Genomic DNA, 23,335 nt, shown 5'->3' with positions numbered 1-23,335 from the left:
AGCCACCATGTACGAACTGAAGAACGTGACCAAGCGCTACACCCGGGGCAAGGACACCGTCCACGCCCTCGACGGTGTGGACCTGACCATCGGCGACGGAGACAGGCTCGTCATCCAGGGCCCCACCGGTGGCGGCAAGTCCACCCTGCTCCAGATGCTCGGCGCTCTGGACCGGCCCAGCTCCGGCGAGGTGATCCTGGACGGCACCGACCTGGCCAGGCTCAGCGAGGCCCGGCTGACCCGGGTGCGCAGCGAGAACATCGGCTTCGTCTTCCAGTCGTTCAACCTCATCCCCACCCTCACCGCCCAGGAGAACGTGGAGACCGCCCTCGTCCCCCTCGGCATCAAGGTCAAGGAGCGCCGCGAACTGGCCGCCGAGGCCCTGCACTCGGTCGGCCTCGGCGAACGCCTGGGCCATCTGCCCGGGGAAATGTCCGGCGGCCAGCAGCAGCGCGTCGCCATCGCCCGTGCCCTGGTGAAGAAGCCCAAGGTGCTGCTCGCCGACGAGCCGACCGGCAACCTCGACGAGGGCATGCGGGACGAGATCATGGACGTGCTCGAACGGCTGTGGAAGGAGCACGGGCTGACCTTCGTCATGGTCACCCACGACTCCGCGATCGCGAAGAAGGCCCCGCGGCTGGCCACCATCCGCAAGGGAAAGATCACGGTAAGGGAGAACGCGGGCGCCTGACGGTGCGCCTGAGGCGATCCAACTGCGCTTTCCCGTAAGGAACTTCGCGAACGTGTAACGGTGGCCCGGCCGCCGCGTAACAGTTTCCCGACCTTTCTCTTACCGTCCTCTCGTCTGTTGAGGCGGCTGATCACCCCCCGGCATACTGCGGAGCCGGGGGGTGGTGCGCGTATGTGCGAGACCACCCCCAGCCGGGTGAACGGGGAATTCGCCCGGTACTCCGTCCCCAGGGGGAGAACTTGCGCAGACAAGTGAAGAAAGCCGCTGCGGCCGGTGCGGCAACGGCCGCAGCTGTCGCCCTCGCCGCGGGTGTGACCAGCCCGGCATCGGCGGGGCCCGCGGAGCACACCTCTGCCACAGCCCCTGACACCGCCCCCGCGTTCAGCGCCAAGACCCGTGTCACCCTCATCACCGGTGACCGCGTCGCCCTCGACACCAAGGGCCGCATCGTCGGCTTGGAGCGGGCCAAGGGCCGCGAGCACATACCCTTCCAGGTCCGCAGGACCGAGGGACACACGCTGGTCGTCCCCGCCGACGCGGCCCGCCTGGTGGCCGCCGGCACGCTGGACCAGCGGCTGTTCGACATCACCGAGCTGAACAAGGCCGCCACCCGCAAGGCCCAGAAGAACGGCCTGAAGGTCATCGTCGGCTACCGCGGCACCGCCACGGCCGCCAGGGCCGGCGTCCGGGACGCGGGCCGACTGCGCCGCAGCCTCACCGCGCTCGACGCCGACGCCGTACAGATCCCGGTGCGGGACACCACCGCGCTGTGGCACGCCGTCACCGACGACGGCAGGTCCGCCTCCGGCATCGCACACGTCTGGCTCGACGGTGTCCGCACGGCCTCCCTCGACGAGTCCGTGCCGCAGATCGGCGCCCCCGTGGCCTGGAAGGCCGGATACACCGGCAAGGGCGTGAAGGTCGCCGTCCTCGACACCGGCGTGGACACCAGCCACCCGGACCTCAAGGACCAGGTGATCGAGTCCGAGAACTTCTCCGGCGCCAAGGACGCCACCGACCACTTCGGGCACGGCACCCACGTCGCCTCCATCGTCGCGGGCACCGGCGTCAAGTCGGGCGGCAAGTACAAGGGTGTCGCGCCCGGCGCCAGGATCCTCAACGGCAAGGTCCTGGACGACACCGGCTCCGGTGACGACTCCGGCATCCTCGCCGGCATGGAGTGGGCCGCCGCCCAGGGCGCCTCCGTCGTCAACCTCAGCCTCGGCGGCGCCGACAGCCCCGGCACCGACCCGCTCGAGGCCGAGGTCGACAAGCTCTCCGCCACCAAGGGCATCCTGTTCGCGGTCGCCGCGGGCAACGACGGCCCGGACTCGATCGGTTCGCCGGGCAGCGCGGACGCCGCGCTCACCGTCGGCGCCGTCGACAAGAAGGACAAGCTCGCCGACTTCTCCTCCACCGGCCCGCGCGCCGGCGACGGCGCGATCAAGCCGGACGTCACCGCGCCCGGCGTGGACATCACCGCCGCCGCGGCCAAGGGCAGCGTCATCGACCAGGAGGTCGGCGAGAAGCCCGAGGGCTACCTGACCCTCTCCGGCACCTCGATGGCCACCCCGCATGTCGCGGGCGCCGCCGCGATCCTGAAGCAGGAGCACCCCGACTGGGGATACGCCGAGCTGAAGGGCGCCCTGACCGGCTCCGCCAAGGGCGGCGACTACACACCGTTCCAGCAGGGTTCGGGCCGTGTCGCGGTGGACAGGGCGATCAGGCAGTCCGTGATCGCCGAGCCGGTCTCGGTGAGCTTCGGCGTCCAGCAGTGGCCGCACACCGACGACAAGCCGGTCACCAGGAAGGTGACGTACCGCAACCTCGGCGACAAGGCCGCCACGCTCACCCTGAGCAGCACCGCCCTCGACCCCAAGGGCCAGGCGGCCCCGGCCGGCTTCTTCGAGCTGGGCGCCACCAGGGTGACGGTCCCGGCGCACGGCACGGCCTCCGTCGACCTCACCGCCGACACCAAGCTGGGCGGCACCCTCGACGGCGCCTACTGCGCGTACGTGACCGCGACCGGCGCCGGCCAGAGTGTCCGCACGGCCGCCGCGGTGACGCGCGAGGTGGAGTCGTACGACGTCACGCTGAAGTTCATCGGGCGCGACGGCAAGCCGGCCCCGTTCTACAGCGCCGCCCTCAGCGGTGTCGCCGGGCTCGCGAACGGCAAGGACTTCGACCCGTACGACAAGTCCGGCACGGTGAAGGTGCGCGCGCCCAAGGGCACGTACATCCTCAACTCCTCGGTCTACGGGGACCCGGACGACGCCACCAAGGGCGTCGACTGGATCGCCCAGCCGAAGCTGACCGTCGCCAGGAAGCAGACGATCACGATCGACGCGCGCAGGACCAGGCCGGTCGACATCACGGTGCCGGCCAAGGGCGTGAAGTCCCGGTTCGCCGCGCCGGAGTACGACGTCACCGTCGGCAAGGGCCAGTACGGCTACGGCTGGTTCCTGGACTCGTACGAGAACTTCCGCACCCTGCACCTCGGCCCGCGGCTGCCCGCCGGCTCGCTGTACCAGCAGTGGGACGGCCACTGGACCAAGGGCGCGAGCGAGGAGTACGACGTCACCGCCGGCGGCCCGGTCACGCAGCTCGCCACCGGCTGCACCAGGCACTTCAGGGCGAGCGAGCTGGCCACGGTCAAGGCCCGGCTCGGTGCCGCCGCGAGCGGCAAGACCGGCGCCGTCAACGCGGTCGGCTGGCTGCCCGGCAGCAGCGGCGCCTCCTCCATCGACATCCCGCAGAAGCTGCCCGGCACCCGGACCCTGCACCTGTCCGCCACGGGCGGGGTGAACTGGCAGCTGGAGTTCGCCCAGAACGGCGGCGCCGGCCATGACGGCCTCCCGGTCACCGAGGCGTCGTACACGCTCGGCGAGTTCACCTTCAAGGCCGGCCGCACCTACACCAAGACGGTCAACACCGCGGTCTTCGGCCCGCACGTCGGAGGCGGCCTCGGGCTGTTCCGCAACGGCAACGAGATCTACGGTTCGCTGCCGCTGTTCGCCGACTCCGGCAGGCACGGCGGGTACTCGGCGTTCACCTCGGTGACCACGGCCCTGTACCGGGACGGCACCAAAGCCGGCGCCAACGACGACCCGCTGTTCGGCGACAAGACCTTCAAGGTCCCGGCCGGCGACGCCGCCTACCGGCTGACCACCTCGGTCAAGCGCTCGGCCGAGGTCGCCCGGGCCTCCTCGCGGATCGACGCGACCTGGACCTTCCGCTCCGAGAAACCCTCCGGCGACTTCGCCGAGCTGCCCGCCTCCGTCCCGCACTACGGCATCGACACCGGCCTGGACGGCCGGGTCGCGGCCGGCAGGACGGTCACCTTCCCGGTCACCGTCGAGGGCTCGGCCGCGGGCAGGAACCTGAAGTCCCTGGCCGTCTACGTCTCCTACGACGGCAGGACCTTCGAGAAGGCCGACGTCCGCGGCGGCAGGGTCACGGTGCGGAACCCCGCGAAGGGCAAGTCCGTGACCCTGCGCGCCTTCATCACCGACAAGCAGGGCAACACGTCGCAGATCACGATCTGGGACGCCTACTTCGGCAAGTGAGCCGTGGCGCCCCGTGAACCACCGAGGGGCACACCGGGGAACGGCTCCCGGTGTGCCTCCTCGCTACTGGACCGACGAGGCCCTGCGCGTCGCGTCCGTGCCCCAGCTGGCCAGCAGGCGCAGGGCGTCGGCGGACGCGGAGTCCGGTTCGGCGTGATAGGTGACCAGGGACTGGTCCGAGTCGTCCGTCAGGCGGAAGGACTCGAAGTGCAGCGACAGGTCACCGACCAGCGGATGGTGCAGGCGCTTGACGCCGTGGTTCTTCTCCTTGACGTCATGCGTGGCCCACAGCCGCCGGAACTCCTCGCTCTTGACCGACAGTTCGCCCACCAGCGCCGACAGCCGCGGGTCGTCGGGGTAGCAGCCCGCGTCCATGCGCAGCGCACAGACGATGTCGATCGCCTTCTGCTCCCAGTCGACGAAGAGATCGCGGTAATCGGGCCGCAGGAACACCAGCCGCGCCCAGTTCCGCTCGGCCGGCGCCAGCTCCGCCCAGTCGCCGAAGAGCGCCGCAGCCATCCGGTTCCACGCCAGGATCTCCGAGCGCCGTCCCACGACGTACGCCGGTACGCCGTCCATCGTGTCCAGCAGCTGCCGCAGCGCCGGGCGGACCTGCTGCTGGCGCGCAGCCGGCTTCTTCTTGTGCGACTTCGGCTTCGCCAGATGGGTGAGGTGGGCATGCTCAGCGTTCGTCAGCCGCAGGGCGCGGGCGATCGCGTCCAGGACCTCCGCCGAGACGTTCCGGCCGTTGCCCTGCTCCAGGCGTGTGTAGTACGCCACTGACACCCCGGCCAGCTGCGCCAGCTCCTCGCGGCGCAGCCCCGGCACGCGCCGGTGCCGTCCGAAGTCGGGCAGCCCCACGTCCTCCGGCTTCAGCCGGGCCCGCCGGCTGCGCAGGAACTCGCTCAGCTCGGCCCGCCGGTCCAGTGAGTGCCCCGCGGCGGCGGCTTCCGGCTGTTCGTCCCTGCGTTCCATACGTCCAGTATTCCTGGTCGTACGCACAGCATCCTGACCCCGCCAGTAGTAGGCACGGCAGTCGTACGCAAGCCCGTGACCTGGGTGAACCCAGGGACATGAGGCAGTCTTGCCAGCGTGCCCGGCGGAAGGCAGCCGGGTGCGACCATCCCTCTAGGAGAACCCCGGCATGACCACTGTTGCTGCGTACGCCGCGCCCGCCGCGAAGGCCCCGCTGGAGCGGACGACCATCGAGCGGCGCGCGGTCGGCGAATTCGACGTCCTGATCGACATCAAGTTCGCCGGTATCTGCCACTCCGACATCCACCAGGTCCGCGACGGCTGGCGGCCCGGCACCTTCCCGATGGTGCCCGGCCACGAGATCGCGGGCGTCGTCAGCGAGGTCGGCCCCGGCGTGACGAAGTACGCCGTCGGCGACCGGGTGGGTGTCGGCTGCATGGTCGACTCCTGCCGCGAGTGCGACAACTGCAAGGCGGGCCTCGAGCAGTACTGCTCGAACGGCGGCCCGACCTGGACGTACAACGACACCGGCAAGGACGGGCAGCCCACCTACGGCGGCTACGCCCAGAAGATCGTCGTCGACCAGAACTACGTCGTCCGCATCCCGGACGGCCTGTCCCTGGACGTGGCGGCGCCCCTGCTGTGCGCCGGCATCACCACGTACTCCCCCCTGCGGCACTGGAACGCCGGCCCCGGCAAGAGGGTCGCCGTCGTCGGCCTCGGCGGCCTGGGCCACGTGGCCGTGAAGATCGCGCACGCGCTGGGCGCGGACGTGACCGTCCTGTCCCAGTCCCTCCGCAAGAAGGACGACGGACTGAAGCTGGGCGCCGACCACTACCACGCCACCAGCGACCCGAAGACCTTCGAGGAGCTGGCGGGCACGTTCGACCTGATCCTGAACACCGTCTCGGCGCCGCTGGACTTCGCCGCCTACCTGTCCCTGCTGCGCACCGACGGCAGCATGGTCAACGTGGGCCTGCCGGAGGAGCCGGTGCAGATCGTGCTCCAGAGCATGTTCGGCAACCGCCGCAGCCTGAGCAGCTCCGGCATCGGCGGCATCGCCGAGACCCAGGAGATGCTCGACTTCTGCGCCGAGCACGGCATCGGCGCCGAGATCGAGCTGATCGGCGCCGAGGAGATCAACGACGCGTACGAGCGCGTGCTCTCCAGCGACGTGCGCTACCGCTTCGTGATCGACACGGCCACGATCTGAACCACGGCCGGGCCTGCGGGGCGTGGCCGGGCGGCCGGGCGCCGGTGCGGGTGGCCAACCGGTCGTCCCGGTTCGGCCGCGGCGGCCCAGCAGCCACAGGAGGTACGGTTCGCCGACCAGCGCGGTGAGGGCGCCGACCGGGATCTTGAGCGGTGGCAGCAGCGTGCGCGCGGCGAGGCCGGCAGCCACCAGCACCACCGCGCCCGTCAGCGCCGAGCAGAGCAGCGGCAGGTGCGGGGTGCGGGTGAGGCGGCGGGCCGGCTGGGGCGCGGTGAGCGCGACGAACCCGATCGGCCCGGCCGCGCCGGTCGCCGCGGCGGCGAGCACGACACCGAGCACGGTCAGCGCGAGCCGCGTCCGCTCCATCCGCATCCCGAGCCCGGCCGCCGTCTCGTCCCCGAGCCCGGGCGGCCCGGCCCGCCCACACGAGCCCGGGCAGGCATGCGGCGGTGACGACGAGCAGCGGCACGGCCTGCTGCCACCCCCGCCCGTTCAGGCTCCCGGTGAGCCACAGCTTGACCTGCTCGGCCGCGTCCGGGCACGGAATGGCCCGGGACCCTCGCGCGTTAGAGGACAGTGGGCATGGGATGCCGGTGGTGTGCGAGCCGGGCAGCCCGTGTCGCCGAGCTGATCAGAAATCGGAGGGGTCGTAATGGCTGCGCAGACACAGAGGGCCGTGCTGGCGGGCGGATGCTTCTGGGGGATGGAGGAGCTGATCCGCCGGCTCCCGGGCGTGACGGCGACCCGGGTGGGATACACGGGGGGTGACGTGCCCAACGCGACGTACCGCAACCATGGCACGCACGCGGAGGCCATCGAGATCCTCTTCGACCCCGCGAAGACCGACTTCCGCGCGATCCTGGAGTTCTTCTTCCAGATCCACGACCCGAGCACCAAGAACCGCCAGGGCAACGACATCGGCCTCAGCTACCGCTCGGCGATCTACTACGTGGACGACGAGCAGAAGCGGATCGCCGAGGACACGATCGCGGACGTGGACGCCTCCGGCCTGTGGCCCGGCAAGGTCGTCACCGAGGTGGAGCCGGCCGGCCCCTTCTGGGAGGCCGAGCCCGAGCACCAGGACTACTTGCAGCGTTACCCGGACGGCTACACCTGCCACTTCCCGCGCCCGGGTTGGCGGCTGCCCGCCCGCTCGGAGGGCTGATCCGGAGGCGGCCCGGCAGAAGGCGGAGGCCGTGCCCCGGTCGCGTCAGCCGGGCATGTCAGCCGGCCGCGTCAGCCGGGCAGGCTCGCCGGGCTGCCGCCGTTCGCCTCGTAACCGGCCACCGCCAGGGCGCGGTAGACGGCGAACTCGGCGGCCGGGTCGGCGGACAGGGTCCAGGGCAGCGCGCCGACGTGCCCGTCGACGTGTATCAGCTGCTGCACGGCCTCCGCCCAGCGCTCGGCGCGGACCAGGAAGAAGACCAGCAGATGGCGCACGTGCGCCAGCATCGGATCGTCGGGGCGGGCCGAGTGCACCGCGTACAGGGCGCCGTGCATCGCCTTGGTGACGACCTCGCTCTGGTAGAAGCCCGTCACGAGGATCACCTCGGGGAGGTGCTCGAAGACCGCGAAGAGCGGCAGTGCGGCGAGCAACGAGCCCTGCGGGGCGCGGGCGGCGGCGGCCTGCGCGAAGGAGTACGCCTGCTCGCGCGAGCCGTGCCATTTCTCGCACCAGTAGTGCAGCGCGGCCAGATGCGCGCCCATGTGATGCGGCGCCCGGTCGAGGATCTTCAGCCAGAGCTGCTCGAACTCGGCCTGCGGATAAGCCAGTCCACGGGCGATGGACAGCTCGATGATGTACGGCACCGGATCGCCGGGCGCCAGCAGCGCCGCCTGCCCGCACGCCTCCCGGGCCTCCTCCATGATGATCCGGAAGTCGTCCGTGCCCGGCGTCGACGTCCGCCAGGCCTGCTGCACCAGGAACTCCGCGTGCACGGCCGCGCCGCCCGCGTCCTTGGGCTGCTCGGCCCGCCACACCCGCAGCCACTGGCCGCCCGGCGTCTCGTGCACCCCGCCGGGCCGCTGCTGCAGCTCCAGCGCGGCGGCGCCCGCGAAGGCCTGCACCCGCTGCCAGCGCACCTCGCCCTGCGCCTCGGTGCCGGCCAGCAGCTGGGCGGCCGCGTGGTAGTCCTGCGTGCGCTGCACCAGGTCCAGCACGTCCAGCAGGTCCTGGTCCGGGCCGGGCATCCGGATGTCCAGCTCCTCCTGGCGCACGAAGCCGTAGGCCGCCGGGTCGGCGGCGTCCGGGTGTTCCGGGTGAACCTGCTCGATCATTCCTCGCCTGCGCCGTACGAGCGGGAGCAGGACGAAGCTCAGCATGAGCAGCGCCATCAGCAGCCAGAGAATCGCCATGCGTCAAGCGAACCAGACGCCGCCGACAATTGGCCAACCCCGTCGCGAGGCTGTGGAAAACTCCGGCCCCGGTCCCGACGAGCACGCGCTGAGGCGGCGGGCCCGGTCCACGCCGGGCAGCGTGCGGCACAGGGAAAACCCTTCGGCCCGCACTCCTCGGGCCGCCCTCGAGCCCGGCGGGCGACGGCATCAGGGCAAGCGCACTACGCTCGGTGTCCATGAGCGACAGGCACATCAGTCAGCATTTCGAGACCCTCGCGATCCACGCGGGCAACACCGCGGATCCCCTCACCGGCGCGGTGGTCCCGCCCATCTATCAGGTCTCGACCTACAAGCAGGACGGCGTCGGCGGACTGCGCGGCGGTTACGAGTACAGCCGCAGCGCCAACCCCACCCGGACGGCCCTGGAGGAGAACCTCGCCGCGCTGGAGGGCGGCCGTCGCGGCCTCGCGTTCGCGTCCGGTCTCGCAGCCGAGGACACCCTGCTGCGCACGCTGCTCACCCCCGGCGACCACGTGGTCATCCCCAACGACGCGTACGGCGGCACCTTCCGCCTGTTCGCCAAGGTCGCCACCCGCTGGGGCGTGGAGTGGTCCGTCGCCGACACCAGCGACCCGGCCGCCGTGCGGGCCGCGCTCACCGCGAAGACCAAGGCCGTCTGGGTGGAGACGCCCTCCAACCCGCTGCTGGGCATCACCGACATCGCCGCCGTCGCCCAGGTCGCCCACGACGCGGGCGCGAAGCTCGTCGTCGACAACACCTTCGCCACGCCCTACCTCCAGCAGCCGCTCGCGCTCGGCGCGGACGTCGTCGTGCACTCCCTGACCAAGTACATGGGCGGTCACTCGGACGTCGTCGGCGGCGCGCTGGTCGTCTCCGACCAGGCGCTCGGCGAGGAGCTGGCCTACCACCAGAACGCGATGGGCGCCGTCGCCGGCCCCTTCGACTCCTGGCTGGTGCTGCGCGGCACCAAGACCCTCGCGGTGCGCATGGACCGGCACAGCGAGAACGCCACGAAGATCGTCGACATGCTGACCCGGCACGCGCGCGTGACCCAGGTGCTCTACCCGGGGCTGCCCGAGCACCCCGGCCACGAGGTCGCCGCCAAGCAGATGCGGTCGTTCGGCGGCATGGTGTCCTTCCGCGTCGAGGGCGGTGAGGCGGCCGCCGTCGAGGTGTGCAACCGCGCCAAGGTGTTCACGCTCGGCGAGTCGCTCGGCGGCGTCGAGTCCCTGATCGAGCACCCCGGCCGGATGACCCACGCCTCCGCGGCCGGCTCCGCGCTGGAGGTCCCCGCCGACCTGGTGCGCCTGTCCGTCGGCATCGAGAACGTCGACGACCTGCTCCAGGACCTCCAGCAGGCCCTGGGCTGACCGAGGCCCCCGAGCGCCGGTCACCGGGCCTGCGGGCTCACCACCCGGTGATCGGCGGGGTCGTCTGGGAGGGCGGCTGCGCCCACGGGTGCACCCGGGCCGCCCACACTCCGAAGGCGACGGCCGCGGTCCATGCCAGCAGCCACAGCACGCGGTGGACCAGCTGTCTGCGCCGCAGCAGGCGCTCACCGCGGTGCACCGCCTGCGTGCACAGGTCCGGCGGCACCGGCGCAGGGGCCCGCTCCATGATCTGCCGCACGGCGGCCTCCTGCTCGGGCCGGCTCACGGCGTCCTCCACGCGCGCGCAGGACTCACCACTGCGCCACCGCTCGCCTCTTGACGGCTGCCCCGCCTCATGACGGCGCCACCTTCCTGCCCGCCGCGCGCGGGGCGGCGGGGCGGGCCGGGTGCAGCAGGGTGGTCGTCGCGCGGTGGCAGATGGCGCGCACGCGCTCGATCGGCAGGCCCAGCAGGGCCGCCGTCTGCTGCTCGGCAACGCCCTCGTAGAGCCGCAGCACCAGGATCAGGCGTTCCTGCGGGGCGAGGGCGGCGAGTGGACCGCACGGATCCGGCCGGGCGCGGCCGAAGGCGCCGTACCAGTGCCAGGCCGCGCGCGCGAACCGGTCGGCGAGGCACTGGCGGGCGCAGTCGTAGGGGTCCTCGCCGCGCAGCCGGTCCCAGCGCGCATAGGTGTGGGCGAGCGCGTGCGTCAGCAGGCGCCGCGCGCGCGGGTTGTCACCGGGCGCCTCCGCGGTGAGCAGCGTGGCGGCATGCAGCAGGCGTCCGGCCGCGCCCGCGACGAACGCCTCGAACTCCCGGGCCCGGCGGGCATTTCGGGCCACCTGCCGATCACGCACCACGCCTCCCCCCAGAGGGGCCCTGTCCGGTACGGGACAGGTGAACCGCGTACGACGCAGGACCCGATTTCATATGAGGCCAGCGGCGGCCCCGGGGTCAAGGGTCCGGAACCGACCGGTGCCCGGCACGGATGGCGCGCGTGCGCCGCCGGTGGCCGCCCGGAGCGGTCAGGAGGCCGGCGGCTGATCCGCGGTCGGGGCCGCCGGTGTCATCCGCGCGGAGAGCGCGCGGTTGAAGCGGGTCAGCAGTGAGCAGAACTGCTCGCGCTCCTGCGGCGACCAGTCGTCGGTCAGATCGGCCATCAGCTGACGCCTGGAGCAGCGCACCTCCTCCAGCCGCGCTGCCCCGCGCGGGGACAGCTGAAGCACCACGGCCCGCCCGTCCTCGGGGTGCGAAGTGCGCTTGACGAGCCCGGTGTCGACCAGCGGGGCCACCTGCCGGGTGACCGTGGAGGAGTCGATGCCCATGCTCGCGGCGAGCGCCTTGACGCCCATCGGGCCTTCCCTGTCGAGGCGGTTGAGCAGCAGGTAGGCCGCGCGGTCCATGGAGTTGCGCACCTGCCCGACACCGCCGAGCCGCGTCTGTTCGGCACGGCGGGCGAACACCGCCACCTCGTGCTGGAGGGTGTCGAGAAGACCGGTGTCACCGACGGTCGTCATGTCCATCGACATTTCAGGTGTTGTGGGCATGGCCGGAGGCTCGCTTCATGAAGGGCTGCTGGGTTGGGGGACAGGGTACGCGGCCCGGGGGCGGACCGTACCGGCGCTGCACAAACCGGTCTCGGAGCTTGGTCACACCCGCCGGGCGCGACCGTGAACTGCGATGCTGGAGTCATGAGCTACGGCACGGCTGACTCCTTGCGTTCCGTCACCCTCGACGACGTGCGCGGCGCCCAGAAGATGCTCTCGGGCGTGGCACGGGTGACCGCGATGGAGGGCAGCCGTCACCTGTCCCAGCTGGTCGGCTCGCCGGTGCAGCTCAAGTGCGAGAACCTCCAGCGGACCGGTTCGTTCAAGCTGCGCGGCGCCTATGTGCGCATCGCCGGGCTGCTGCCGGAGGAGCGGGCGGCCGGTGTGGTGGCAGCGAGTGCCGGGAACCACGCGCAGGGCGTGGCGCTGGCCTCCGCGCTCCTCGGCGTGCACGCCACGGTGTTCATGCCGAGGGGCGCGCCGCTGCCGAAGATCAGCGCGACGCGCGAGTACGGCGCCGAGGTGCGGCTGCACGGCCAGGTGGTCGACGAGACGCTGGCCGCCGCCGAGGAGTACGCGGCGAGGACGGGCGCGGTGTTCATCCATCCCTTCGACCACCCGGACGTGATCGCCGGTCAGGGCACGGTCGGCCTGGAGATCCTGGAGCAGTGCCCGGAGGTGCGCACGATCGTCGTGGGCATCGGCGGTGGCGGGCTCGCGGCCGGCATCGCGGTCGCGGTCAAGGCGATCCGGCCGGACGTCAGGATCGTCGGCGTGCAGGCGCAGGGCGCGGCGGCCTATCCGCCCTCGCTGGCCGCCGGGCATCCGGTGTCGGTGCGGAACCCGGCGACGATGGCCGACGGCATCAGGGTGAGGCGGCCGGGGGTGGTGCCGTTCGCGATCGTCAAGGACCTGGTCGACGAGGTGCGCACGGTCGGCGAGGACCAGCTGTCGGCCGCGCTGCTGCTGTGCCTGGAGCGGGCCAAGCTGGTCGTGGAGCCGGCCGGGGCGAGCCCGGTGGCGGCCTTGCTGGCCGCGCCGGACGCTTTCGAGGGCCCGGTCGTGGCGGTGCTCTCCGGCGGCAACGTCGACCCGGTGCTGATGCAGCGCGTGCTGCGCCACGGCATGGCCGCGCAGGGCCGCTACCTGGCCGTTCGGCTGCGGCTGACGGACCGCCCGGGCGCCCTCGCCACGCTCCTCGGGGTGTTGTCAGTGGTCGACGCTAATGTCCTCGACGTGAGCCACGTACGAACCGATCCCCGGCTCGGGCTCACGGAGGCGGAGGTGGAGCTGCACCTCGAGACGAAGGGCCCGGTGCACTGCGCCGAGGTCGGCCAGGCGCTGCGGGACGCGGGCTACACGGTCATCGACTGACCCCGGCACCGGCTCGGCGCTCCCTCGGGAACCGCCCCGGTCACTCGTTCGAGTAAAGTCCATTGAGGAACGCGATACATCGCGTTATGGTGTGTCGTGCGACCGCCGGACCGCCTGCCCGCACCGGAAAACCGCAGGCGTATGCAAGCGCGCAGATCCAGCCCTCCCGGAGAACTCCGGACGACAGATCCCCGACGACGTGGAGACAGACATGCCAGGCGCCATCTATGCCGAAGGCCTGGTGAAGACCTTCGGCGACGTAAAGGCTCTGGACGGCGTAGACCTCGATGTGCCCGAGGGCACGGTCCTCGGCCTGCTCGGGCCGAACGGCGCCGGCAAGACGACGACCGTCCGCTGCCTGACGACCCTGCTGCGCCCCGACAGCGGCAAGGCGGTCGTGGCGGGCGTCGACGTGCTCAAGCACCCCGACGCCGTGCGCCGCTCGATCGGCCTGTCCGGCCAGTTCGCGGCGGTCGACGAATACCTGACCGGCAGGGAGAACCTGCAGATGGTCGGCCAGCTCTACCAGATGGGGGCGAAGGCGGCCAAGGCGCGCGCGGCGGAGCTGCTCGAGCAGTTCAACCTCGCGGACGCCGCCGACCGCCCCGCCAAGACCTACTCCGGCGGCATGCGCCGCCGCCTCGACCTCGCCGCGGCGCTGGTGGTCTCGCCGCCGGTGATGTTCATGGACGAGCCGACGACCGGCCTCGACCCGCGCAACCGCCAGCAGCTGTGGGAGGTCATCAAACAGCTCGTCTCCGGTGGCACGACCCTGCTGCTCACCACGCAGTATCTGGAAGAGGCCGACCACCTCGCCCACGACATCGCGGTGGTCGACCACGGCCGGGTCATCGCCAAGGGCACCTCCGACCAGCTCAAGGCCCGCACCGGCGGCGAGCGCGTCGAGGTCGTGGTGCACCAGCGCGAGCACATCGCGACCGCCGCCGAGGTGCTCAGCGGCTTCGGCAAGGGCGACACCAGCGTCGAGGAGCACACCCGCAAGCTCACGGTCCCCGTCACCGGCGGCGCCAAACTGCTCGCCGAGGTCATCCGGGAGCTGGACACCCGGGGGATCGAGATAGACGACATCGGACTGCGCCGCCCCACCCTCGACGACGTCTTCCTGTCCCTGACGGGACACGTGGCCGAGACCGCCGGCCAGGCCGCGCAGGACGACAGCCACGCGGAGACCGGCAAGGAGGCCGTGAAGTGAGTGCCGTGAGCGATTCCCTGGTCATCGCCCGCCGGAATCTGATCCGGATGGGCAGGATCCCCGAGATACTCATCTTCGGGCTGATCCAGCCCATCATGTTCGTGGTGCTGTTCACCTACGTGTTCGGCGGCTCGATCCAGGTCGGCTCGTCCAACTCCACCCAGGCCTACCGCGAGTTCCTGATGGCCGGCATCTTCGCCCAGACCGTCACGTTCGCCACGGCGGGCGCGGGTGCGGGCATCGCCGACGACATGCACAAGGGCCTCATCGACCGCTTCCGCTCCCTGCCCATGGCGCGCGGCGCGGTCCTGACCGGGCGCACCCTCGCCGACCTGGTCCAGACGGCGCTCACCCTCGTCGTCCTCGCGGTCGTCGCCCTGATCGTCGGCTGGCGCACGCACGAGAACATCGCCAAGGTGCTCGCCGGATTCGGCGTGCTCCTGCTGCTCGGGTACGCGTTCTCGTGGATCGGCGCGCTCATAGGCCTGTCGGTGCGCACTCCCGAAGCGGCGACCTCGGGCGGCCTGGTCTGGCTGTTCCCGCTGACGTTCATCTCGAACGCCTTCGTGGACGCGAACCAGATGCCGTCCTTCCTGCGGCACATCGCGGAGTGGAACCCGTTCAGCGCCACCGTGCAGGCCTCCCGCGAGCTGTTCGGGAACCTTCCCCCGGGCTTCCGGACGCCCGATGCCTGGCCCATGCAGCACCCCGTGTGGGCCTCGCTGATCTGGTCGGTCGTGATCATCCTGATCTTCCGCACCCTCGCGGTCCGCAAGTACCGCCGTGCGGCCGGCTGACAGCACCGCCGGATCTCGCGGCACGCAGCGGAGCCCCCTCCCGGACGGAGGGGGCTCTGCTCGTGCCGTGGCGCCGTGCCCGCCGGAGCACCGGCCCAGAGGGACGCGAGAGTCGCGGACGCAGACCTCGGGGAGGAACATCGGAGTCACGGAGGCAAGGTGGTGGCTATGGGGACGCCGTCGGTGCATTTCAGCGAGAGCCCTGAGGACCCGTTCGCCCTCGGGAGAGGCGCCTCTGCCGTGCTCGACGATCAAGGCACCGTGGTCGGCTGGAGCACACGTGCACAGGAGCTGCTCGGCTATCCGGCCAAGGAAGTGATCGGACGGGCCTGGCAGGACCTCCTGGTCGACACCCGTGACCTGCCTGTCGCGCGGTCCGTCGTCCTGGACGCCACGAAGGCGGGGGGATGGTTCGGCGTCCTGCCCGTCCGGCACCGCGACGGACACCGGGTGGAGATGGGTTTCCGGGCCCGTGCGGTCACCCGGGAGGGGGGCGGTCAGGAGTGGCTCCTGGTCGGTGCCCCTGCCGCGGCGGTCATTGCCTGGCAGCGGGACCGTGCGCTGCTGGACGGGCTGTACCGCCGGTCCCCGATCGGTCTGGTCACGTACGGCCCGGACACGAGAGTGATCCGCGTCAACCGCGCGGTCGAAAAGGCGAGCGGTGTCCCGGCCGAGGCGCCGGTGGGCCACCGGCCCAGCGAATTCATGGTCGACGAGGACGCGACTCCGGCCGAGGAACGGGTACGGCACGTCCTGGAGACCGGCGAGCCGTTGATCTTCACGGAACAGTCCGCCCGGGCACGCCACGAGCCGGGCCGGGAGCGGATCGTGTCCGTCTCGGCGTTCCGGATGGAAGACCCCTCGGGCCGGGTTCTCGGCGTGGCCGAGACGATCGAGGACGTCACCGACCGCCACCGGGCGCAACGCAGACTCGCCCTGCTGAACGAGGCGAGCGCCCGGATCGGAACCTCACTGGACGTGACACAGACCGCCCGGGAACTGACCGAGGCGGCCGTCCACGGCCTGGCCGACTACTGCACGGTGGACCTCCTCAAGCCCGTGACACTCGGTGACGAACCCGCTCCCGGTACGACAGGTCCGCTGCTGCGGGCCGCCCTCTCACCGGCAGAACACCGCGTCCCGTTCCGGGAGGGCGATGTGGTCCCGCTGCTCTCCGAATCCCCGCAGGCGCGGTGCCTGGCCGAACGGCGCCCGATTCTCGAGGGGCAGCTGTCTCTGCGCCCCGAGTGGTACGCCACGGACCGGCGGCGGATCGAGATCGCCATGGGTCTCGGCGTCCATTCGCTGATCGCGGTGCCCCTGATCGCCCGCGGTCTGGTGTTGGGCGTGGTGAGCCTGTGGCGGTCGCGCAATTCGGAGCCCTTCGAGGACGACGACGTCGCGGTGGCCCAGGAGCTTTCCTCGCGTGCGGCCGTCTGCATCGACAACGCGCGCCGCTTCACCCAGCAGCAGAGCGCCGCTCTGACCCTTCAGCGCAGTCTGCTGCCGAGCGCGGCCTCCGACCTGCCGGCCGTGGAGGCGGCCTGCCGGTACCTCCCCGCCAGCGGCGAACCGGGCATCGGCGGTGACTGGTTCGACGTGATCCCGTTGTCCGGGGCCCGGGTCGCCCTCGTCGTGGGAGACGTGGTCGGCCACGGGATCCACGCCGCGGCCTCGATGGGCCGTCTGCGCGCCGCAGCGCGCACCCTGGCCAGCCTCGACCTGGAACCGGACGAGGTGGTGGCGCGGCTGGACGATCTGGTCAGTCTGCTGGCCGCCGAGCTGGAGGCGAACGCCGACGGCAACGGGTCGGCGATCGAGCAGGTGCTCGGGGCCACCTGCCTCTACGCCGTCTACGATCCGGTGTCCCAGCGCTGCTCCCTGGCACGCGCCGGCCACCCGGCGCCGCTGGTGTCCACCCCGGACGGCGAGGTGACCGTGCTCGATCTGCCCGCCGGCCCACCGCTGGGCCTGGGCGGACTGCCCTTCGAAACGTACGATCTCGAGCTGCCCGAGGGCAGCCTGCTCACGCTCTACACCAACGGCCTGCTGGAGGCACGCAACGGTGACGTGGACGCCGCGCTGGAGACCCTGCGCGCATGTCTCACCCCCGCCACGGAACCGCTGGACCACACCTGCCAGGCCGTGGTCGACGCGCTGCTGCCCAAGGACCACCACCCCACCGACGACATCGCGCTGCTCATCGCCCGTACCCGGGTGCTGCGGCCACAGAACGTCGCCTCGTGGCAGCTGCCCCTGGAAGCGACCGCCGCCGCCCGTGCCAGGGAGCTGATCACGGCGCAGCTGACCGAATGGGGGCTGACCGAACTGGGCTTCACCACCGAGCTGGTCGCCAGCGAGCTGGTCACCAACGCCTACCGGTACGCGGCCGGCCCCGTCACCCTGCGCCTCATCCGTACGCACTGCCTGATCTGTGAGGTGTCCGACACCAGCCACACCTCCCCCCACCTGCGCCGGGCCCTGAGCACGGACGAGGGCGGACGCGGGCTCTTCCTGGTCGCACAGCTCACCGAGCGGTGGGGCACCCGCTACACCCACGACGGCAAGACCGTATGGACGGAGCAGCCGCTGCCGCCCGCATGACCCGTGGCACGGCGAAGCCCCTGGTGTCCGCCGGATCCGGCGGACACCAGGGGCTCGATGCCGGGCAGGGGCCGGGGGTCAGCCCGAGTACGGCTCGGCCTTCAGGATCTTGACGGAGGCCTTCTTGCCGTTCGGCAGCTCGTACTGCGCGTCCTCGCCGACCTTGTGGCCGATGACGCCGGCGCCGAGCGGGGACTGCGGCGAGTACGTCTCGATCTCGGTGCTCGCGTACTCACGGGAGGCGAGCAGGAACGTCAGAGTGTCGTCCTCGTCACCGTCGAAGGCGATCGTGACGACCATGCCCGGCGCGACGGCACCGTCGGCGGAGGCCGGAGCCTCGCCCACCTTGGCGTTCTCGAGGAGCTGGGTCAGCTGCCGCACGCGCAGCTCCTGCTTGCCCTGCTCCTCCTTGGCCGCGTGGTACCCGCCGTTCTCGCGCAGGTCGCCCTCCTCGCGCGCGGCCGCGATCTTGGCGGCGATCTCCGTGCGCGCAGGACCAGTAAGGTACTCAAGCTCGACCTTGAGCTTGTTGTACGCCTCCTGGGTCAGCCAGGTGACGTTCTCGCTGGTCTGGGTCACAGGGTGCTCCTCGTCGGTACTGGGAATACAAAGCATCGCCCTACCCAGAAGAATGTTCCCTCTCGGGTGGGCGAAACCACGAGCCTAACAATTCGCTGGCGAAAGGGGGAGGACATAAGCGATAAGAATTGCATCAACGCAGGTCGGCGAGGAAACGATCCGGGTGATGCGTCAGCCCGCGGGTCCCGGCGGGTGAAGGATCAGCCCGTGTGGCAGCCGAGCAGCTCGGCCGTCGAGCCCTTGGCCGTCGTACGGAGCGTGACGACCTTGTCGATCCGCGTGGCGCTGCCGTCGAAGCGGAAGTCCGCCCGGCCGACCTCGGAGCCGTCCGCCGCCTGGGAGCGCAGGGTGCAGTAGCCGTCGGTGCCGGAGTCCTTGTGGACCTCCAGATGCACCTTGACCGCGTTGTCCGAACTCTCGAAGGTGATCACCTGGGCGCTGATCTTCGTCTCGAAGACGTAGTGGTAGGCGAAGTAGCCGACCAGGCCGAGCAGGGCCGCGCCCAGCACCACGGCGGCGATCCTGAGCTTGCGGTCGGCGCGCTCGTCCGAGGAGCGGCCGTAGCGGCCCTCGGGCAGCCGCGTGCTCGCCGTACTCATGATCGTCCTCTCCGCGGAATTATTCGCCCCCCGATTCGGTCACTATAGAAGCCGCCGAACGCACCCCAAGCCGCGGGGCGCCGACTTACCCGAGGATCGAGTCTTGACTGACCAGCTGCGACTGATGGCTGTACACGCGCACCCCGACGACGAGTCGAGCAAGGGCGCGGCCACCATGGCGAAGTACGTGTCCGAGGGGGTGGACGTGCTGGTGGTGACCTGCACCGGCGGAGAGCGCGGGTCCATCCTCAATCCCAAGCTCCAGGGCGACACGTACATCGAGGAGCACATCCACGAGGTACGCAAGAAGGAGATGGACGAGGCCCGCGAGATCCTCGGCGTGGGGCAGGAGTGGCTCGGCTTCGTCGACTCCGGCCTGCCCGAGGGCGACCCGCTGCCCCCGCTGCCCGAGGGCTGCTTCGCCCTGGAGGACGTCGACAAGGCGGCCGGTGAACTGGTCCGCAAGATCCGCGCCTTCCGCCCGCAGGTGATCACCACCTACGACGAGAACGGCGGCTACCCGCACCCCGACCACATCATGACCCACAAGATCTCCATGGTGGCGTTCGAGGGCGCGGCGGACACCGAGAAGTACCCCGAGAGCGAGTTCGGCCCCGCTTACCAGCCGCTGAAGCTCTACTACAACCAGGGCTTCAACCGCCCCCGCACCGAGGCGCTGCACCAGGCGATGCTCGACCGGGGCCTGGAGTCGCCCTACGGCGAGTGGCTCAAGCGCTGGAAGGAGTTCGAGCGCGCCGAGCGCACGCTGACCACGCACATCCCGTGCGCGGACTTCTTCGAGATCCGGGACAAGGCGCTGATCGCGCACGCCACCCAGATCGACCCGGACGGCGGCTGGTTCAAGGTGCCGATGGAGCTGCAGAAGGAGGTCTGGCCCACGGAGGAGTACGAGCTGGCGAAGTCTCTCGTCGATACCTCCCTCCCCGAGGACGACCTCTTCGCGGGCATCCGGGACAATGCCTGACATGAGCGCAAGCGTGAGCCTGGCAGTGACGCACCTCGTCCCCCTCGCCAAGGAGGTCGACGAGAACAAGGTCACCCCCGGTGTCCTCGGCTTCATCGTCTTCGCGGTGATGGCCCTGGCCGTGTGGGGCCTGATGAAGTCGATGAGCAAGCACATGCAGAAGGTCGACTTCAAGGAGGCCCCGGACAGCGGGAAGGCGGAGCAGCACGGCACGGCCGACTCCGCCGCCCGGCGAGGCTGACCCCGGCGTCAGCCCGCGGCCGCCACCGCCACTCCCATCACCTCCCGGGCGTGGCGGTCAGGAGTCATGCGCAGGCGCCAGGCCTGCCAGCCCGCTTCCAGGCTGATGCCCCGCTCCAGCAGCAGGGTGTATGCGCCGAGGCCGTCGGTGAGCTTGGCGTCCCGCAGGGGGTGCGTGGCGCGGGTCAGCTGGGCCAGCTCCTCCTGGGCGACCGCCGTGCCCACCTCCACCCCGCCCGGCGCCGCGTACGGCAGCAGGGTGCAGCGCAGGAAGCGGGCCCAGTCCTCGCCGCGCCGGTCGCCGTAGGAGGCGAACAGGTCCTGTGCCTCGTCGCACAGGGCCAGCGCCTGCTGGGTGCGCGCGTTGCCCGCGTCGACCACGGCCAGCTCCAGACAGGTCCACGCCTCGCCGTGGGCGACGCCGATGCGCTGGAAGTCGGCGCGGGCGTCCACGAGGAGCTGCCGGGCGAAGCCGGAGTTGCGCAGCGACCCGGTCTGCGCGGCCCGCTGGTCGCGGGTGACCCGGGCCGAGTGGTGCCGGGCGCAGGCCAGGCCGTAGACGTCGCGCATCCGGGAGAACATCGTGCGGGACCGCTCCAGGTCGCGCACCGCCTGGTCCAGCTCGCCGGACTCCTCCAGCGCCTGGCCCAGGTAGTACAGCGTCCATGCCTCGCCGCGCGCGTCCTCGTTCTCGCGGTGCCGGGCGGCGGCCTGCCTGAGCCCCTCGACGGCCGGCGCCGGGTCGCCGTCCACGAGCCGGGCCCGGGCCAGCTGGGTCAGCGCCCATGCCTCGCCGCGCGCGTCGTGCGTCTGCCCGTACCGCTCCAGGGCGCAGCGCAGCTCCGTCTGCGCGCGTGGTACGTCGCCCATCCGCAGCGCCAGCTGACCGAGCTGGAAGTGCGCCCATGCCTCGCCGTGCACCGAGCCGCCCTCGCGGTGCAGGACCAGGGAGCGGGTGAGCAGCTCGAGCGCCTCCGACAGCCGGGCCCGGTCGCGCTGGACGGCCGCCAGGGCGTGCATTGTCCAGGCCCGGTCGGTCGCCAGCTCCGGCGCCGCCTGCAGATCCAGCGCCTCCTGGAGCTTGGCGGCGGCCTCGGTGAGGTTGCCCTGGTGGTGCAGGGTGATGCCGAGCGAGCACAGGGCACGGGCCGCGCCCGCGTCGTGATGCGCCTCCCGGTACAGGTCCACCACCGAGGACAGCGTGGTGCGCGCCTTGTCCAGCTCGCCCAGCTGCCGGGCCGCGATACCGGTGCGCCACTGCACCGAGCGCACCAGCAGCCCCTCGTCCACGGCCTGCGCCAGCTCGCTGATCTCGCCGAGACGGTACAGATCGCCGCGCAGCAGGCAGTAGTCGCACAGCGCGCCCAGCAGGTTCAGCACCGCCGCCTGGTTCACGCCCTCCGACTGGCGCAGGGCCGCCGTGATGAAGCTGGACTCGTCGTCGAGCCAGCGCAGCGCCTCCTCCAGCGAGGTGAAGCCGTGCGCGCCGAACTGGTGCGAGCGCGTCGACATGTTCCCGTCGACCAGGCGCAGCACCGAGTCGGCCAGGTCCGCGTAGTTCACGATCAGCCGTTCCTGCGCCGCCGTGCGCTCGGCCGGGTCCTCCTCGTCCAGCAGCCGGGCCTGGGCGAACGCGCGCACCAGGTCGTGCAGCCGGTAGCGGCTGCCGCGCACGTGGTCGATGAGGCCGGCCCGGGCCAGGGCGGTGAGATGGCGGGTGGCCTCGCCCTCGTCCGTGGCGAGCAGCGCGGCCGCCGCCGCGGCGCCGAGCGAGGCCCGTCCGGCGAGCGCGAGCCGTCGCAGCAGCCGGCGCGGGATCTCCGGCTGGTCGGTGTAGCGCAGCCACAGGGCGCGCTCGACCGGCTCCACCGGGCCGTACGCGCTCAGGTCCGCCGCCAGCTGCCGGGGTGAGCGCGGGCCGAGGGCGGAGCCCGCGATCCGCAGCGCCAGCGGCAGTCCACCGCACAACTCGCGGATCCGGTCGGCGGATTCGGCGTCGTACGGGCCCGTGCTGTCCTCGGCCGCCGCACCCAGCAGCTCCTCGGCGCCCGCCGCGTCCAGCGCCTCGACCTGCAGATGGTGCACCCAGGCCGGAAGGTCCGCGGGCAGTTCGAGGGCGGTGCCGGCGGTGACCAGGATCAGGCTGTCGGAGCGCTCGGGCACCAGCGCCCGCACCTGTTCCGGGTCCGAGGCCTCGTCCAGCACGATCGTCACCGGCAGGCCGGCCAGCTGCTGGTGGTACAGCTCGGCGAGCCGCTTGACCTGCTGGTCGGGGGAGGAGCGCTCCCGGAACAGCAGCTGCTCGCGGGGCGCGCCGAGCCGGTTGAGCAGATGCAGCAGGGCGTCCCGGGTGGGCAGCGGTGTCTCCTCCCGCCTGCCGCCGCGCAGGTCCACGACGACCGCACCGCGGAAGTGGTCCCGCAGGTCGTGTGCCGCGCGCACCGCGAGTGTGGTCCGGCCGGAGCCGGGCTCGCCGTGCAGCACGACCACGGTCGGCCGGGTCTCGGTGGCCGCGCGGGCCGCCTGCGCCCACTGTCGGATCCGCGCCAGCTCCGCCCGGCGCCCCGCGAACAGGCTGTCCGGGTCCGGGAGTTGGCCGAAGGACTGCTCCAGCACCGTACGCCTGCGAGCCGCCGCGCTCTTGTCCGCGCCGCGCAGTGCGGGACGCGCGGGTTTCTTCGGGCCCGTGGAGGCGCTGAGCATCCGCTGCTGGTCGAGGAACGGGCGGATGCCCCGCACCTCCAGCGCGGTCAGCCACTGCAACCGCAGCTGCTCCGCACCGCCGGGCTGGCCGGCCGCGCCGGCGCGGTGATGGGCGGCCGGCAGATGGGCGCCGGCCACCTTCACCACGGAGGCGGCGGCGCCGGCCACCCCGGCGCTCACACCCGCGCCGACGGCCGTGCCGGTGCCGGTGCCGAGGGAGAGGTCGGCGACGGCGGCGGCGACCGCGGCAACGGCGGCCACCAGTAAGGCCGTTCCGGCGCCCTCGCGGGCGTACCGCTGGCCGAAGGTCAGCCGGCCGGCCTCGGTCTCGTCCAGTGCGTGGGCGTACGCCTCGTACTCCTCGCCGGCCGCCCCCGCCATCGCGTCCAGCGCACCGCGCGCCCGCGACAGCAGCACCTGGCCGTCGATCCGCCCGCCCGAGCGCCGTACCTCCTCCTCCACGGCCCGTGCCAGCAACCGCTCGGCCTCGGCCCGATGGCTCTCCCGCATGTCCCGTCCCC

At 71.7% G+C, this 23,335-nt stretch carries 19 protein-coding genes and 1 pseudogene; 11 read left to right on the top strand and 9 right to left on the bottom strand.

Going from position 1 to position 23,335, the window contains the following annotated elements; all coding sequences use genetic code 11:
* Nucleotides 1–7 precede the first annotated feature (7 nt).
* Together A6P39_RS17420 and A6P39_RS17415 are read left to right on the top strand one after the other, a co-directional pair.
* Nucleotides 8–691, top strand: coding sequence for an ABC transporter ATP-binding protein (locus A6P39_RS17420; RefSeq protein WP_067041853.1), 684 nt, complete (start codon nt 8–10; stop codon nt 689–691).
* Nucleotides 692–942: 251 nt separating this feature from the next.
* Nucleotides 943–4,257 carry a S8 family peptidase gene (locus A6P39_RS17415; RefSeq protein WP_079133215.1) on the top strand — a complete coding sequence of 1,105 codons (3,315 nt, stop codon included), beginning with the start codon at nt 943–945 and terminating at the stop codon, nt 4,255–4,257.
* 63 nt (nt 4,258–4,320) lie between these two features.
* Here A6P39_RS17415 and A6P39_RS17410 read toward each other — a convergent pair whose 3' ends face one another.
* The gene (locus tag A6P39_RS17410; RefSeq protein ID WP_067041854.1) at nt 4,321–5,232 is read right to left on the bottom strand and encodes a helix-turn-helix domain-containing protein; all 912 of its coding nucleotides are present in this window, start codon (nt 5,230–5,232) and stop codon (nt 4,321–4,323) included.
* Between the two features lie 169 nt (nt 5,233–5,401).
* Between A6P39_RS17410 and A6P39_RS17405 the strand changes: the two genes are divergently transcribed.
* The gene (locus tag A6P39_RS17405; RefSeq protein WP_067041857.1) at nt 5,402–6,445 is read left to right on the top strand and encodes an NAD(P)-dependent alcohol dehydrogenase; all 1,044 of its coding nucleotides are present in this window, start codon (nt 5,402–5,404) and stop codon (nt 6,443–6,445) included.
* A 78-nt stretch (nt 6,446–6,523) separates the two neighbouring features.
* Here A6P39_RS17405 and A6P39_RS17400 read toward each other — a convergent pair.
* Nucleotides 6,524–6,980, bottom strand: a pseudogene (locus A6P39_RS17400) (iron chelate uptake ABC transporter family permease subunit); the annotation flags it as partial.
* Nucleotides 6,981–7,097: 117 nt separating this feature from the next.
* Here A6P39_RS17400 and msrA point away from each other — a divergent pair.
* Nucleotides 7,098–7,610 carry a peptide-methionine (S)-S-oxide reductase MsrA gene (msrA, locus tag A6P39_RS17395; RefSeq protein WP_067041860.1) on the top strand — a complete coding sequence of 171 codons (513 nt, stop codon included), beginning with the start codon at nt 7,098–7,100 and terminating at the stop codon, nt 7,608–7,610.
* Nucleotides 7,611–7,681: 71 nt separating this feature from the next.
* Here msrA and A6P39_RS17390 read toward each other — a convergent pair whose 3' ends face one another.
* Nucleotides 7,682–8,800: a hypothetical protein gene (locus A6P39_RS17390; protein WP_067041863.1), complete on the bottom strand. Its 1,119-nt coding sequence runs from the start codon at nt 8,798–8,800 to the stop codon at nt 7,682–7,684.
* Nucleotides 8,801–9,018: 218 nt separating this feature from the next.
* Between A6P39_RS17390 and A6P39_RS17385 the strand changes: the two genes are divergently transcribed.
* Nucleotides 9,019–10,173 carry a cystathionine gamma-synthase gene (locus A6P39_RS17385; RefSeq protein WP_067041866.1) on the top strand — a complete coding sequence of 385 codons (1,155 nt, stop codon included), beginning with the start codon at nt 9,019–9,021 and terminating at the stop codon, nt 10,171–10,173.
* A gap of 37 nt (nt 10,174–10,210) precedes the next feature.
* Here A6P39_RS17385 and A6P39_RS17380 read toward each other — a convergent pair whose 3' ends face one another.
* From A6P39_RS17380 to A6P39_RS17370, 3 genes are all read right to left on the bottom strand, one after another.
* A complete protein-coding gene (locus A6P39_RS17380; protein ID WP_067042032.1) occupies nt 10,211–10,459 on the bottom strand; it encodes a hypothetical protein in 249 nt (82 codons plus the stop codon).
* 67 nt (nt 10,460–10,526) lie between these two features.
* A complete protein-coding gene (locus A6P39_RS17375; RefSeq protein WP_067041869.1) occupies nt 10,527–11,030 on the bottom strand; it encodes a sigma factor-like helix-turn-helix DNA-binding protein in 504 nt (167 codons plus the stop codon).
* 168 nt (nt 11,031–11,198) lie between these two features.
* Nucleotides 11,199–11,696, bottom strand: a complete 498-nt coding sequence (locus tag A6P39_RS17370) for a MarR family transcriptional regulator (protein WP_067042034.1) — start codon at nt 11,694–11,696, stop codon at nt 11,199–11,201.
* A gap of 168 nt (nt 11,697–11,864) precedes the next feature.
* On the opposite strand from A6P39_RS17370, the gene ilvA reads away from it, so the two are divergent.
* The 4 genes from ilvA to A6P39_RS17350 all read left to right on the top strand — a co-directional run bounded on the left by ilvA (nt 11,865) and on the right by A6P39_RS17350 (nt 17,708).
* Nucleotides 11,865–13,094, top strand: coding sequence for a threonine ammonia-lyase (gene ilvA / locus A6P39_RS17365; RefSeq protein ID WP_067041872.1), 1,230 nt, complete (start codon nt 11,865–11,867; stop codon nt 13,092–13,094).
* 211 nt (nt 13,095–13,305) lie between these two features.
* Nucleotides 13,306–14,307 carry an ATP-binding cassette domain-containing protein gene (locus tag A6P39_RS17360; protein WP_067041874.1) on the top strand — a complete coding sequence of 334 codons (1,002 nt, stop codon included), beginning with the start codon at nt 13,306–13,308 and terminating at the stop codon, nt 14,305–14,307.
* Nucleotides 14,304–15,104: an ABC transporter permease gene (locus A6P39_RS17355; protein ID WP_067041876.1), complete on the top strand. Its 801-nt coding sequence runs from the start codon at nt 14,304–14,306 to the stop codon at nt 15,102–15,104. Before A6P39_RS17360 ends, A6P39_RS17355 begins: the two co-directional genes overlap by 4 nt.
* A 168-nt stretch (nt 15,105–15,272) precedes the next feature.
* On the top strand, nt 15,273–17,708 hold the full coding sequence (locus A6P39_RS17350) for a SpoIIE family protein phosphatase (RefSeq protein ID WP_067041878.1): 2,436 nt from the start codon (nt 15,273–15,275) through the stop codon (nt 17,706–17,708).
* A 78-nt stretch (nt 17,709–17,786) separates the two neighbouring features.
* On the opposite strand, the gene greA is transcribed toward A6P39_RS17350, so the two are convergent.
* Nucleotides 17,787–18,287 carry a transcription elongation factor GreA gene (greA, locus tag A6P39_RS17345; protein WP_067041879.1) on the bottom strand — a complete coding sequence of 167 codons (501 nt, stop codon included), beginning with the start codon at nt 18,285–18,287 and terminating at the stop codon, nt 17,787–17,789.
* A gap of 200 nt (nt 18,288–18,487) precedes the next feature.
* Nucleotides 18,488–18,886: a DUF4307 domain-containing protein gene (locus tag A6P39_RS17340; protein WP_067041880.1), complete on the bottom strand. Its 399-nt coding sequence runs from the start codon at nt 18,884–18,886 to the stop codon at nt 18,488–18,490.
* Between the two features lie 103 nt (nt 18,887–18,989).
* Here A6P39_RS17340 and mca point away from each other — a divergent pair, with 103 nt between their 5' ends.
* Together mca and A6P39_RS17330 are read left to right on the top strand one after the other, a co-directional pair.
* A complete protein-coding gene (gene mca, locus A6P39_RS17335; RefSeq protein ID WP_067041881.1) occupies nt 18,990–19,871 on the top strand; it encodes a mycothiol conjugate amidase Mca in 882 nt (293 codons plus the stop codon).
* Nucleotides 19,864–20,112: a hypothetical protein gene (locus A6P39_RS17330; RefSeq protein ID WP_079133217.1), complete on the top strand. Its 249-nt coding sequence runs from the start codon at nt 19,864–19,866 to the stop codon at nt 20,110–20,112. The genes mca and A6P39_RS17330 overlap by 8 nt, the downstream gene beginning before the upstream one ends.
* Before the next feature lie 8 nt (nt 20,113–20,120).
* Here the strand turns inward: A6P39_RS17330 and A6P39_RS17325 are convergent, their stop codons facing one another.
* Complete coding sequence (locus tag A6P39_RS17325) at nt 20,121–23,324, bottom strand: tetratricopeptide repeat protein (protein WP_067041885.1); 3,204 nt, start codon at nt 23,322–23,324, stop codon at nt 20,121–20,123.
* Nucleotides 23,325–23,335: the final 11 nt, after the last annotated feature.

The organism is Streptomyces sp. FXJ1.172 (assembly GCF_001636945.3).
Classification (GTDB): Bacteria; Actinomycetota; Actinomycetes; order Streptomycetales; family Streptomycetaceae; genus Streptomyces.
This window is presented reverse-complemented; position numbering and strand designations above follow the sequence as displayed.